The sequence below is a fragment of the Corynebacterium oculi genome, from assembly GCF_001412105.1.
GTDB lineage: Bacteria > Actinomycetota > Actinomycetes > Mycobacteriales > Mycobacteriaceae > Corynebacterium > Corynebacterium oculi.
Genome location: NZ_LKST01000004.1, coordinates 137,697 through 150,721 on the forward strand (window position 1 = coordinate 137,697; position 13,025 = coordinate 150,721).

14 protein-coding genes are annotated in these 13,025 nt (G+C 67.6%); 1 reads left to right on the top strand and 13 read right to left on the bottom strand.

Annotated features, from left to right (window positions below; translation table 11 throughout):
* Positions 1-17: 17 nt before the first annotated feature.
* Positions 18-593 (bottom strand): TetR/AcrR family transcriptional regulator, encoded by a 576-nt coding sequence (locus Cocul_RS10340; protein ID WP_055123210.1) that lies wholly within the window; start codon positions 591-593, stop codon positions 18-20.
* Between the two features lie 99 nt (positions 594-692).
* Between Cocul_RS10340 and Cocul_RS10345 the strand changes: the two genes are divergently transcribed.
* Positions 693-1,742 carry an ABC transporter permease gene (locus Cocul_RS10345; protein ID WP_055123211.1) on the top strand — a complete coding sequence of 350 codons (1,050 nt, stop codon included), beginning with the start codon at positions 693-695 and terminating at the stop codon, positions 1,740-1,742.
* 81 nt (positions 1,743-1,823) lie between these two features.
* Here the strand turns inward: Cocul_RS10345 and lysS are convergent, their stop codons facing one another.
* The 12 genes from lysS to tilS form a co-directional block, all read right to left on the bottom strand.
* Complete coding sequence (gene lysS / locus Cocul_RS10350; RefSeq protein WP_211257127.1) at positions 1,824-3,401, bottom strand: lysine--tRNA ligase; 1,578 nt, start codon at positions 3,399-3,401, stop codon at positions 1,824-1,826.
* On the bottom strand, positions 3,388-4,293 hold the full coding sequence (locus Cocul_RS10355; protein WP_055123213.1) for a pantoate--beta-alanine ligase: 906 nt from the start codon (positions 4,291-4,293) through the stop codon (positions 3,388-3,390). The genes lysS and Cocul_RS10355 overlap by 14 nt, the downstream gene beginning before the upstream one ends.
* The gene (locus Cocul_RS10360; protein WP_150114462.1) at positions 4,290-5,027 is read right to left on the bottom strand and encodes a 6PGD fold domain-containing protein; all 738 of its coding nucleotides are present in this window, start codon (positions 5,025-5,027) and stop codon (positions 4,290-4,292) included. Before Cocul_RS10360 ends, Cocul_RS10355 begins: the two co-directional genes overlap by 4 nt.
* The gene (locus Cocul_RS10365) at positions 5,024-6,019 is read right to left on the bottom strand and encodes a DUF6779 domain-containing protein (protein WP_055123215.1); all 996 of its coding nucleotides are present in this window, start codon (positions 6,017-6,019) and stop codon (positions 5,024-5,026) included. The genes Cocul_RS10360 and Cocul_RS10365 overlap by 4 nt, the downstream gene beginning before the upstream one ends.
* Before the next feature lie 10 nt (positions 6,020-6,029).
* Entirely contained in the window at positions 6,030-6,497 is a 468-nt protein-coding gene (locus tag Cocul_RS10370) for a DUF3180 domain-containing protein (protein WP_055123216.1), read from the bottom strand.
* Positions 6,494-7,024 carry a 2-amino-4-hydroxy-6-hydroxymethyldihydropteridine diphosphokinase gene (folK, locus tag Cocul_RS10375; protein WP_055123217.1) on the bottom strand — a complete coding sequence of 177 codons (531 nt, stop codon included), beginning with the start codon at positions 7,022-7,024 and terminating at the stop codon, positions 6,494-6,496. The genes Cocul_RS10370 and folK overlap by 4 nt, the downstream gene beginning before the upstream one ends.
* Positions 7,021-7,413 (bottom strand): dihydroneopterin aldolase, encoded by a 393-nt coding sequence (gene folB / locus Cocul_RS10380; protein ID WP_055123218.1) that lies wholly within the window; start codon positions 7,411-7,413, stop codon positions 7,021-7,023. The genes folK and folB overlap by 4 nt, the downstream gene beginning before the upstream one ends.
* Positions 7,403-8,317, bottom strand: coding sequence for a dihydropteroate synthase (gene folP, locus Cocul_RS10385; RefSeq protein WP_055123219.1), 915 nt, complete (start codon positions 8,315-8,317; stop codon positions 7,403-7,405). The genes folB and folP overlap by 11 nt, the downstream gene beginning before the upstream one ends.
* Before the next feature lie 8 nt (positions 8,318-8,325).
* A complete protein-coding gene (gene folE / locus Cocul_RS10390; RefSeq protein ID WP_069723626.1) occupies positions 8,326-8,913 on the bottom strand; it encodes a GTP cyclohydrolase I FolE in 588 nt (195 codons plus the stop codon).
* The gene (gene ftsH, locus Cocul_RS10395) at positions 8,894-11,224 is read right to left on the bottom strand and encodes an ATP-dependent zinc metalloprotease FtsH (protein ID WP_055123221.1); all 2,331 of its coding nucleotides are present in this window, start codon (positions 11,222-11,224) and stop codon (positions 8,894-8,896) included. The genes folE and ftsH overlap by 20 nt, the downstream gene beginning before the upstream one ends.
* Positions 11,225-11,465: 241 nt before the next feature.
* Positions 11,466-12,056: a hypoxanthine phosphoribosyltransferase gene (gene hpt / locus Cocul_RS10400; protein ID WP_055123222.1), complete on the bottom strand. Its 591-nt coding sequence runs from the start codon at positions 12,054-12,056 to the stop codon at positions 11,466-11,468.
* Entirely contained in the window at positions 12,046-13,023 is a 978-nt protein-coding gene (tilS, locus tag Cocul_RS10405) for a tRNA lysidine(34) synthetase TilS (protein WP_069723627.1), read from the bottom strand. The genes hpt and tilS overlap by 11 nt, the downstream gene beginning before the upstream one ends.
* Positions 13,024-13,025: the final 2 nt, after the last annotated feature.

Consider the following 13,025-nt stretch of genomic DNA (forward strand, 5'->3'; position numbering starts at 1 on the left):
TCTAGCAAGCAGACCCGTCACTTTAGCATCATGCGCAGCCCTTCTTCTACTCGAAAAGCGGGCCCACCCAGGAGGGCGGATTGCAGCACGGCCCCCTGCCCCAGGGCCAGCACGGGCCCCACGGTTTCCCGCGCCCTGCGCACCGGATCACCCTCCCCCTCCTGGGTAAACCAGGCCACCAGGTACTCCTCCACCGCCCCCTTCGCCTCCGTCAAGACCTGCTGAGCGATGGCCCGCATGGACTCATCGTTGACGGCCTCGCCCCACATCTGCACGATCATCTTGGAGCCCGGCTTGCCCTCACGCAATTGTTCAAAGAAGGCGGACAGGGCCTCCTCGGGGGGCGGCACCTCGCCGGAGGGCGACTGCGCAAGCCCACCCAGGCGCTTTCCCAGCACCTGCCGCGCGACCTCCCGAAAAAGCTCTTCCTTGCTGGGGAAATAACCATAAATGGCCCCGGCGGACATGCCCGAGGCTGCAATGATCTGGGACATGGAGCTGCGGGCGAAGCCCCGTTCCTGGAGGACGGTCATGGTGGCGTCGATAATGCGCTGCCGTTGCTGCTGGCGGCGTTCTTCACTGATCTTCGGCATAGGCCTACCATAAAAAATGAACGTTCGGTTTTAAAAGTCAGCCGGGAGGGTGCATCATCTAAAACAGAACAAACATTCCTTTTAGGAAAGGAGCGGGACATGTCCGCCACCCAGACCAGCCAGGAAAAGACCTCCTGGCCCAAGGCCCTCCTCATCAGCCTCGCTGCCACCGCAGCCGTCACCCTCGCCCTTCTGGCCTTCGCCTGGCCCTCCTACACCTCCACGCCCAAGGATCTCCCCGTGGACGTGGTGGCCAGCGAGCCCGCTTACACGGCCATGACGGACGCCATGAGCCAACAAGCCACCGAATCCCCCTTCGAGTTCAGCCGCGTGGACACCCGGGAAGAGGCCCAGGAAAAGATCGAGAAGCGCGAGTCCTACGGCGCGTTCATCCTCCCCGCCTCCCCGGGCGAGAAGCTAGAGGTGCTCACCTCCCCGGCGGCCAATAACTCCGTGGCCACCATGCTCAGCACCGCCGGCACCACCATGCAAAAGCAGCAGGTAGCGGCCGCGCTGAGCAGCGGCCAGGTGACCGATCCGCAGGCCCTGAGCCAACTCACGCAGCAATCCCTTGAGGGCCCCACCATCACCCCCGTGGTAGAACTCCCCGAAAGTGACCCGCAGGGCAGCGGCCTGGCCATCGCCGCGCTCCCCCTCACCCTGGGCGGCATCATCGGCGGCGTCCTCATCTCCGTGAGCGTGCGCGGGGCCTGGCAGCGGCTCTTCACCGTCCTCGCCTACGCCACCATCGCCGCCTCCGTGCTCCTGTTCGTGCTGCACACCTGGTTCGGCTTCCTGCCCACGGCCAGCTTCGCCATCTGGGGTGCCCTGGCTCTGAGCATCGCCGCCACCGCCAGCCTCCTCGTGGGCCTGCACAGCCTGATCGGCTTCCCCGGCATCGGCCTCGGCGCGGTGACCACCATGTTCATCGGCAACCCGATCTCCGGCTCCACCCTGCCGCTGGAGTTCCTCCCCTGGCACTTCGACGCGATCGGCCGCCTGTTCGTCCCCGGCGCCACCCAGGATCTGCTGCGAAGCCTCAGCTACTTCCCCTCCGCCAACACCTCCGCCGATTGGATTGTCCTGAGCGCCTGGGCGGTGTTCGGCCTGCTCTGCCTCGCCGCCACCCGCAAGCCCGCGCAAAAGTAAGGACCTATCACTAACGACGCCCTCCCTCCCGCAGGTGCACAGCACAACCTGCGGGAGGGAGGGCGTCGATAAGCGGGCGCCTTATGCCTCCGGCTTGACCATGGGGAAGAGCACCGTTTCCCGAATCCCCAGGCCCGTGAGCGCCATGAGCAGGCGATCAATGCCCATGCCCGTGCCCGAGGTGGGCGGCATTCCCTGCTCCATCGCGGCGAGGAAGTCCTCATCGAGCACCATCGCCTCATCATCGCCGCCCGCGGCCAGACGGGCCTGATCCTCAAAGCGCTCGCGCTGAATCACCGGATCCACCAGCTCGGAATAGCCCGTGGCCAGCTCGAAGCCCCGCACGTAGAGATCCCACTTCTCCGTCACGCGCGGCTGGGAGCGGTGATCGCGGGTGAGCGGGGAGGTCTCCACCGGGAAGTTCTTCACAAACACCGGCCCATCGAGCTGATCGGCGCACAGGTGCTCCCAGATCTCCTCCACGAACTTGCCGTGCCCCCAGCCGCCCTTCGCGGGCCAGTCCAACCCAATCGCCTCGGCTAGGGCCTGAAGCTCCGGCACCGTGGAATCAACGGTCACCTCCGGCTGACCGGGGTGCTTGCGGGACAGTGCCTCGTTGAGGGAGGGATACATCTCCATCTCGCGCCACTGCCCGCCCAGGTCATACTCGGAACCATCGGCCAGGGTCACCGTGGTGGAGCCAAAGACCTCCATCGCCACGGCCTGGATCAGTTCCCGGGTCAGGCGCGCGCCGTCCTCATAGGTGCCGTAGGCCTGGTAGGTCTCCAGCATCCCGAACTCCGGGCTGTGCGAGGAATCCACGCCCTCGTTGCGGAAGTTGCGGTTCACCTCAAAAACGCGCTCCATGCCACCCACCACGCAGCGCTTCAGGTACAACTCCGGGGCGATGCGCAGGTAAAGATCAATGTCCAGGGCGTTGGAGTGGGTGATAAAGGGGCGGGCCGCCGCCCCACCGTGGAGGGTCTGCAACATCGGCGTCTCCACCTCCAGGAAGCCCTGCCCCTCCAGGAATCGGCGCAGCGCCCGCATGACCTTCACGCGGGTCAGGGCGTTAGTGCGCGCCTGCTCCCGCATAATCAGATCCGTGTAGCGCTGGCGCACGCGGGTATCCTCCGCCATCTCGGCAAAGGAAACGGGCAGGGGGCGCAGCGCCTTGGACACCATCGCCCAGCCGCTCGCCATCACGGACAACTCCCCGCGCTTGGAGGCCACCACCCGGCCGCGCACGGAGACGAAATCGCCAAGGTCAGCGTCCGTCTTCCACGAATCCAGGCTGGCCTTTCCCACCTCGGCCAGGGAGAGCATGGCCTGGATCGTGGTGCCATCGCCCTCCTGCAAGGTGGCAAAGCACAGCTTTCCGGTATTGCGCATGAACATCAGGCGCCCCACCACGGCCACGATCTCCTCGGTCTCATCGCCGGGGTTGAGCACCGTGGCGTCGGTGCCCTCCAGCGCCGGAGCATCGGCATCCTTGTTCACCCGGTACTTCGCGCGGAGATCGCGGATAGAGGTGGTGCGATCCACCTCCACCGGGTACGGCTCCACCCCCTGTTCCAGCAGCCGCGCGCGCTTTTCCCGGCGAATCCTCAGCTGCTCGGGAAGCTCAACCTGATCCTTGGTGTCCTTAGCGTTCGTCACGCTTGTCAAGGGTAGCCGATAGCACATCCTGGGCGTGGCCCTGGCGCGCGTGACGCCCCGAGGGCCCCTCCTGCTCCTCCGCGTGCGCCTCGATATTGCGGAAACCGATGCCCACCGGCACACCCACGTTATCGAGCAGCCGCACCCGGCCGAACTTGGCCGCCACCAGCAGGCGGGCGTCGCCCTTCTCCGGGGGCGCGCCCATCCCCATCGAGCGCAATTCCAAATACTCCGGGGTGACCTTCGCGGCGTCCAGCACTCCACGCGCAGCGTCCAGCACCGCCTGAATCCCGCCCTCGGCGGCGTGTGCCCCCGCCGTTAGCGCGGCGGACAGGGCCAGGGCCTTGGTGCGATCCTTCTCCGGCACCCGGGCATTGCGCAGGGATACCGCCAGCCCGTTGGGCATGCGTACCGTGGGCACCCCGTGCACCCGCACCCCCATGTGGAAATCCGTCATGGCGGTCTGCACGCACACCGCCAACTCGTAATCCTTCTCCCCCACCATCACGTCCGTGGCCTGGGTAATCTGCGCCAGGATCACGATGCGGGTGAGGTCAATGGCCAGGTCATCCACGAACTCCAGGCCCCAGTCCCTCGGGTAGGCCACGGTGCGCACTCCATGCGGGTGCAGATCCCGCTCGGAGTACCGATAGAGCACGTCCGTATCCAGCACCGCCAACCGGGAACGATCCACCTCCCCCGAGACCGCCACGATCACCACCGCGCCCGGCACCCGGCGCGCCGCGCGCACCAGGGAGATGTGCCCGGCATGAATGGCCGAACCCAGGGGCACCAACACCACCGGCTTTCCCGTCTTTCGGAACGCCCGCGCGATCGTGGCTACCCGCTCCGCGGAATCCACCTCGGTGGCCTCGCCCCTTCGGAACGTCATGGCGTTTCCTCCTGCATTGCCCACAACTCCACTTCTTCTCTTCCGTCCCGCTCCGCCGCCCGGCGAGCGAGTTGAGCGAAAATCCGCGCCCGCCCGGGATCGACGATGCCCGAAAACTGGCGGGCGAGGTCGGGGGCATCGGCAAGCACCGCGGTAGTGCGGTTATTGCGCTCCTCAAGATTCATCTCTGTGGATACGATAGTCCCCGCGAAGGCTGCGCGCATCGCGCGGTCCGCTTCCTCAAGGGTGTCCTGGGAAAAGCGGTGCCAGCTCAGCGCCGTGGCCAGGGCGGCCCGCTTCTCCTGTGATACCGGTACCGCCACGCCGCTAAGCTCCCCGGCCAATAATTCCAGTATCGCCTGGCCGAGTTCATCGGTGTATTCCACCGCCCAGCGCCCGCTCCACAGGGGCACCAGGCTGCCAACCACCGCCCCGGTGCTCCGCGCGGGGGCCAGCGCCGCCAGTGTCTCCCCGGGCAGCACGTGGAGCACGATGTGGTGCGGCCGGAGGTGCGGCGACACCTGCGCCACCGCCTCCGGCAGTTCGGCTGACCCCACCCCCAGCAGAATCGCCTGCGCGAGTGCTATTTCTTCTTCCTCCGCAGGGTGGCTCAGCGGGGTCACCGTGTGTCCCGCGTCGCGCAGGCCAGCCGCGATCCTCCGCACGACCTGGTTGGCGTAATCGGTTACGCCGCGCCCGCGCCACACCCCCACCCTCATCCGAGGGGGCGTCACTTCTCACCCCGGTTCATGTTGGCCATGAGTTCCGCCACAGAGAGGCCCCCGGATCGACCGTCCGCGCGACGCCGCCCGCGCCGCGTCTCCGCCCGTTCCTCCGGGCTATCGACGCCCCCCACCCCGGGCTCCGTTTCCTCCGAGGACACGGCCTTGATCTCCGCGGTGTCTTCCGCACTGGGTCGCAGAGGGGCTGCCTCGTGGCGGCCCCGGGGCTCCTCCTCATGTGTGGGCTCCGCGCCCCCGGGCTCACCGGCGCGGTGGCTGCCCCGGTACACGCCTTCCCCGGATTCCAGCAGGTGCGCCAACTCCGGGGAGATAGAGCGCGCGGGTTCCTCGCGCTGATCGGAATGTCCGAGCCTGCCCGCCACCGCGTCCAGGGAGGGCGCACCGGAGATGTGGCCGGTTTTTTCCGGCGCGCTAAACGCCGGGACGGAGGCCTCCGCGCTTTCCTCTAATTCCTGAAGCCGCCAGGCCTGCGCGCGCAGGGCCGCGGGCTCGTACTCAAAAACGTGCCCCTGCAAATCCTCCAGTTTGCTGCGTACCTCGTCGAGCCCGGCGCGAATCTCGCTGAGGATCGCAATGTCCTCATCGCTCAGGCCCCCGCTCTGCTGAGCCTGGGCGTTCGCGGTCTCCGCGCGGGCCTGCGCCTCGCGCAACTCGGAACGATGGAGGCGCTGCTCGTAATCCAGCTGCTCGCGGGAGCGTTGCACCTGGCGGCGATACCGGCTAACCAGAAAGAAGCCGATGATGGCGGCCCATAGCGCCGCCAAGAGGGCCAGTTTCAGGGCTGCGCTGGAATCGGTGAGTTGCATGACCACGCTGGCCGCCAGCGCCAGAATCACCAGTACCACCAGGAGAACCTGGGTCGCATCGGTACCCGTGGAGCCCGCGGACTCGGCCTTACCGTGGTGGCGGCGCCTCTTAGCCCCGTGGGAGGCGGCGCGGCGCGAGGTGGGCTCCGGGTTCCGGTCCGACTGCGGCGTACTCATGCCGTCTAACTTACCTAACGCCCTCCGGGCCAGAGGGTGGCGACACCTCACAACTGCGTTCCAAGAACACCCCGGCGGCGGCCAAGGCCACCCCGCCCAAGGCCGAGGCCACCACGCCGGGCACGTCCTGGCCCGCCGCCGCGAGTTCCCCGGCCCTGGGCACCACGTAGATGCCCATGCCCACGTAGGCTCCGCCGATGAGCGCCCCCGTCCACGCGGAAGCCTTACCCACCACCAGGAACTGCGCCGCCATCACCGGGTTGAGTTGGCTGCGATCCATGCCGATGCGCCCCTCCTTGCGCCTGGAGCGCACCTTGGCCGCCAGGTACAGGCACACCACCGTCATCACCCATAGGGTGATGGAGACCGTCACGGGGATATGGATCAGCGCACCATAAAACCGCCAGGTGGCGATCGCCGCCAGGGCGGCCACAAAGGCCCCCACGGCAACCAGGATTTTCACGGAGGTCTTTTTCATCGCCCGCTCCCCTCGCCGTCGAGAAAACCCAGGGGAACGATCTGCTCCGCCTCGCCCGTGGGTAGGACGCTGAGCCAATGCCCCAGGGGCTTCCCCTTAAGGTGTGCCTCGGGATCGGCCTCCGCCCAAGGAACGAGCACGAAGGCTCGGCGGTGCGCCCAGGGGTGCGGCAGGCTGAGAACGGGGTCCTCGGAGGTGACCTCCCGGCCTCCCCGGTACACCTGAATCACATCCACGTCCAGGGTGCGCGGCCCCCACTTGCGCACCCGCACCCGCTGCGCGGCCTCCTCTAGCCTCTGGCAGCGGCGCAGCAACTCCAGTGGTTCCTCCGCCACCTCCACGATCAGCACGGCGTTGAGGAACTCCTCTTGATCCTCCACGCCCCACGGCGGGGTGGAATATACCCGGGAGGCCGCCACGATTTGTTCGGAGAAATCGCGGGCCACCGTGCGCAACAGCGCCCAGCGATCCTCCATGTTGGAGCCCACGGATAGCACCGCGCGCGTCGTCGTCTGCGGCTTAGTCATCGCTGCTCCCTGACTGCGGGTGCGTGCTTGCGGGAGCGCCGCGCCACCACGGCGACGTCCCCAAACGCAAGGGGAATGGGGGCCTGGGGCTTGTGCACGGTGACCTCCACGGCGTGGAGGATCGGAAACCTCACCATCGCCTCGTCCGCGATCTCCGCCGCCACCGTCTCGATGAGGTCGCGCGGGGGCCCAGTGAGTACCCCGTGAGCTAGCTCCGCCAGCTCGGCATAGTTCAGGGTAAGCGCGAGGTCATCGTGGGCCGCCGCCGGACGCAGATCCGCCCAGCAGGTGACGTCCACCAGAAACTCCTGGCCCTCACGTTTTTCCTCGGGGAATACCCCGTGATAGCCGTAACCGGCAAGGCCGGTGAGCACGATCCTATCCGCCATGCCGCTCTCCTTTGTCTCCTTGTGCTTCCCCGCACGATGGCGCGCCCTCCGCCGAGGCCTCATTCGCCGCCGTGTTCCAGCGCGCGGCCACGTCCACGGCGTCGCGCGAGACCCCCACCTCGTGCACCCGCACGCCCCAGGCCCCGAGCTGGGCGGACAGCGCGGTCACCGCCGCGGTGGCGGGGTCCGCGTCCACGGGGGTGGCGCTGAGGCCGCGCGCCGCGCGAATCTCCGTGAGAAAGCGCTTGCGCGAGGCCCCCACCAGCAGGGGAAACTCCCCCGCGATGAACTCCGGTAGCGCCCCGAGCAGCGCCCAATTATCCTCCGCCGACTTGGCAAAGCCCAGTCCCGGGTCGAGCACGATGTTTCCCGCGTCCACCCCCGCCGCCAGGGTGCGTTCCACGAGGCGATGAAGCGTGGCGCGCACATCGGCCACCACCCCGCCCTCGTGGTGTGCTTGGCCGGAGGCGTCGCCAAAGCGCACCGTTTTCCAGTGCATGAGGCACACGGGTATCTCCGCCTGGGACATCACCGCCAGCATGCGATCATCGGCCAGCCCCCCGGAGACGTCGTTAATCATGCGGGCCCCGGCCTCGGCGGCGGCCTCGGCGGTGCTCGCCCGCATGGTGTCCACGGAGGTGATGATCCCCTCCTGTGCCAGGGCCCGGATCACCGGGGCCACGCGGCGGCGCTCCGTCTCTGCGTCCACGCGGGTGGCTCCGGGCCGCGTGGATTCCCCGCCCACGTCGATCATGTCCGCTCCCTCGGCCACCAGCCGGTGCGCGTGCGCCACAGCAGCGTCTAGGTCAAGGTAGCGGCCACCGTCGGAAAAGGAATCCTCGGTGACGTTGAGGATCCCCATGACCAGGCACCGCCCCGGCACCGTGAGATCGGCTACGCGCATGGTGGGCCCTATCCCTTAATCAGGCTCAGCACCTCGGCGCGGGAGGCGGCGGAAGCCTGGAAGCCACCGCGTACCGCCGAGGTGGTGGTGGTGGCACCCGGCTTGCGGATACCCCGCATGGCCATGCACAGGTGCTCGCACTCGATCACCACGATCACCGACTGCGCATCGAGTTTATCCACCAGCGCGTCCGCTACCTGGGAGGTCAGCCGCTCCTGCACCTGCGGGCGGCGGGCATACAGATCCACCAGCCTGGCGAGCTTGGATAGGCCCGTGACCATGCCCTGCTTGTTGGGAATGTATCCGATGTGTGCCTTGCCCAGGAAGGGCAGCAAGTGGTGCTCACAGGTGGAGTACACCGGAATATCGCGCACCAGCACTAGTTCTTGGTGATCCTCATGGAACACCTTTTCCAGCACCTCGGCGGGATCGGTGTGCAGGCCACCAAAGGTCTCCCGGTAGGCGCGCGCCACCCGGGCGGGGGTATCGCGCAGGCCCTCGCGGTCTGGGTCCTCCCCCACCGCCAGGAGCAGCTCGCGCACGGCGGCCTCGGCCCGCGCCTGGTCAAAAGCGTTGTCAGCGCTCACCCTCGTGATCCTTCCGTTGCTCGTCGGATTCCTCCCCGTGATCCGGGCGCTCGCGCTCCGGGAGGTGGAAACCGATCATCTCCTCCGGCGGGACTATCTGCGTCCCCTTTTCCTCGCCCCCGCGGCCCTCGCGGCCCGCCTGCGGGGATCCGGGCGCCTGAGGGGAGCCGGGCTCGCCCACCGGGCGGGAGGTTCCCTGCTGCTCGGCGGGCTTCGGCGGCCACCCCGGAACCTTCCAATCCGCTGGCGGCGGGGTCCCCGCGTACCTCGGCGTGGACTGCGGCCCCTGGGAGCCACCCTGCTTCTTTTCCCGTTCTTCCTTTTCCGCCAGGCGCTTGGCGCGCGCGGCCCGGGTTGCTTCGAGCAGGCTAAACGGCTTGGGCGGTTCCTCCCCGCGCTCGATCGCCAGCTCCGTGGGCGTCTTGACCGGGGTGCGGCCCTCCTGGAGGGGGAATCGCGCGGACTCCTCCGGGAATACCTCTCCCGCGGAGACCGGCTCGATGCCCTCGAACAGGGCCTCCAGGTCGGGGCGGCGCAGGGTCTCCTTTTCCAGCAGCTTCTCCGCCAGACGATCCAGGTCATCGCGGTGCCGGGAGAGGATTTCATAGGACTTCTGGTGCGCCTTATCAATCAGATAATGCACCTGCTCGTCAATCGTGGCGGCCACCGTGGGCGAATAGTCCAGGGTGCCACCGCCGCCGCGCCCGGAGAAGGGATCGCCCTGCTCCGCGCCGTACTTCACGGTGCCCAGCGTGGGAGACATGCCGTATTCCGTGACCATCGCCCGCGCGATCTTGGTGGCCTGCTCAATATCCGCGGAAGCACCCGTGGTGGGCTCCCCAAACACCAGTTCCTCGGCGGAGCGGCCGCCCATGGCAAACACCAGGCGGGCAAAAAGCTCGTCCCGGTTGTACATGCCCTTATCGTCCTCGGCGGCGGTCATGGCGTGGCCGCCGGTGCGCCCGCGCGCCAGGATCGTCACCTTATACACGCGCTCGATGTCCTTCAGCGCCCAGGCGGAGAGGGTATGCCCGCCCTCGTGATAGGCGGTGACCTTCTTCTCCTTCTCCGAGATCACCGTGGTGGAGCGGCGCGGGCCGCCGATCACGCGGTCGGTGGCCTCCTCCAGGGCGTCAGCCGTAATCACGTTGCCGCCGATGCGCGCGGTGAGCAGCGCGGCCTCGTTGAGCACGTTAGCCAGATCCGCGCCGGACATGCCCGCAGTACGCTTGGCCAGGGCGTTGAGGTCGGCGTCGGGGGCAAAGGGCTTGCCCTTGGCGTGAACCTTGAGGATCTGTTCGCGCCCGGCGAGGTCAGGGTTGGTCACGGGGATCTGGCGGTCAAAGCGGCCCGGGCGCAGCAGCGCCTGGTCCAACACGTCGGGGCGGTTGGTGGCGGCCATGAGGATGACGCCCTCGCGGTCGCCAAAGCCGTCCATCTCCACGAGCAACTGATTGAGGGTTTGTTCGCGCTCGTCGTGGCCGCCGCCCATGCCGCTGCCACGGTGACGGCCCACGGCGTCGATCTCGTCGATAAAGACGATGCAGGGCGAGCTCTCGCGGGCCTGCTTGAACAGATCGCGCACGCGCGAGGCACCCACGCCCACGAACATCTCCACGAAGTCCGAGCCAGAGATGGAGTAGAACGGCACCCCGGCCTCGCCGGCCACGGCGCGGGCCAGCAGCGTTTTACCCGTGCCGGGCGGGCCGTAGAGCAGCACGCCGCGGGGGATCTTGGCCCCCAGCTCGTAGTAGCGGGTGGGGTCCTCCAGGAAGTCCTTGATCTCCTGGAGTTCCTCCACCGCGTCATCCGCCCCGGCCACGTCCGCGAAGGTGTTGGTGGGCATGTCCTTGGTCAGCTGCTTGGCCTTGGAGGCGCCAATGCCGAACATTCCGCCGGACTGCATGCGGGTGAGGAAGAACATGAGCAGGCCAAAGAGCAGCAGCATGGGCAGCAGGAAGCTGACCATGGACATCAGGAAGCTCTCCTGGGTGACCCTGGTGTCAAATTCCTCGGCCTCGGAGGCCTTGACCGCCTCGAAAATATCCGGGGTGGTGCGGGCAGGGTACTGGGTGAGAATCTCGGTGACCCCCTCGCGGGAGTCCACCTCGATGCCCTCCTTGAGGGTCAGGCGGAGGCGCTGCTCGCGGTCGTCGATCTGCGCGCCGCTGACGTTCTTATCGCTCAACTGCTTCATCGCCACGGAGGTGTCTACCCGCTGATAGCCGCGGGTATCGTCCGTGAGCAGGGAAAAGACAAAGAAGGTCACCAAGATAACGGCGGCGATAACGCCAAACCTAAGGATGCGCTTGTTTTTCATGTGTGCACGCCGAGGGGTCGTTTCTTGTGGTTCCTCGGCCCAAACCCTTTCTCATTGTCCTGCCCCGCCGCCGCTCGCCCCGGTACGGGGCAACGGCGATCATGGCGCAGGTTCTTTCATGCGGAACAACGCCGGAGGCCGCTTTTTCGTTCCCTTCGCCGGGGAGGCACCCCGCCCAGGCCGACACCGGAGGTGCCCAGTCCGGTGGAACCGCACCCGGCAGCGCCCGAGGGGAAGCCCCCTACTTCTCGTGCGCGTAGACCTCGGGATTAAGAATGCCCACGTACGGGAGGTCGCGGTAGCGCTCCGCGTAATCCAGCCCGTACCCGATGAGGAACTTATTGGGCAGGTCAAAACCCACATCCAGCAGGTCTACCTGGGCGGTCTGCACCTCCGGCTTGCGCAGCAGCGTCACCACCTCGAGGGACTTGGGGTTGCGGTGCTTGAGGTTGCGCATGAGCCAGGACAGCGTGAGGCCGGAATCAATGATGTCCTCCACGATGAGCACATTGCGGCCGCTGATATCGCGGTCAAGATCCTTGAGGATCCGCACCACCCCGGAGGACGTGGTGGAACTGCCGTAGGAGGACACGGCCATGAATTCCATCTGGGCCGGAATACTGAGGCGGCGGGCAAAGTCCGTCATAAAGAACACCGCTCCCTTGAGCACACCCACCAGCAGCAGGTCCTCCTCCTCGTCGCGGTAGCGCTCGGAGACCATATCCGCCATTTCCTGAATGCGGGCCTGAAGTTCCTCCTCCGTGACCACCACCGAGGCCACGTCGGAACCATAGGGCCCCTCGGGAACGTTGAAATCCTCTTTATCGTGCATCGCGCACCCCTTTCTCCCTTGTCACCGTAAGTTTGCCATCTGCCCGTGTCACAGCCAACCCCGCCCCCACGGACACCGGGCCCTGGCCGCGCCAGGCCGTCACCAGCGCGTCCACAGCACCCACGGAGGCCCCGGTGACCTTTCCGCCGGCGGCCAACACCATGCGGGCAATGATCCGCGACCGCACGGCGCGCGGCAGTAAGGCCAATTCCGCCGCGGAGGTCGTCTCCGCTTGACGCGCCCATTCCTCCAGCGCCGCCGCGTCCTCCGCCGCACGGCTGGCGGCCTGGGCCAGCGCCGTCACCGGATCGCCTATGCCCAGCGTCTCCGCCATCTCGGGGATCACCCGGTGGCGCAGCGCCACCCTGCGCACGGCGGGGTCGTCGTTGTGCGGGTCCTGCCAGGCCGCGATCCCCAGTTCGCGACAGGCACCCTGGGTATCGGCACGCCGCACCCCCAGCAGCGGCCGGTGGAGGTTCCCGGCCACCGGCCTCATTCCCGCCGGGTTGCCGCGCAACGCGCCCAGTAGGTAGGTCTCCGCCTGATCCTCGCGGGTGTGGCCCACCACGATGGGCCGTCCCCGCGCCGCGCGTTCCAGGGCGGCGTAGCGCGCGGCGCGGGCGGCGGCCTCCATGCCCCCGGGGCCGTCCACCCTCACTCGATGCACGCTGGCGCTCGCGCCCATCGCCACGGCTATCGACGCCGCCCTGCCCGCCACCAGGGCGGAATCACGCTGCAACCCGTGGTCTATCACCACGGCGTGTACCCGCAGCCCCTCCACCAGGGCGGCGGCGAGGAGCGCGGTGGAATCGGCCCCGCCGGATAGGCCCACAACGACGTCGGCCGCCTTTTCTGCCGCCCCGCCCCCCAGGTGCTCCGCGACGTGCCGACGCATGGCCAGGAGCACGGGTAAGAAGTGCGGGGGGTCGTGGGGAATGATCACCGCCCCGATGCGCCGCGCCGCCATCG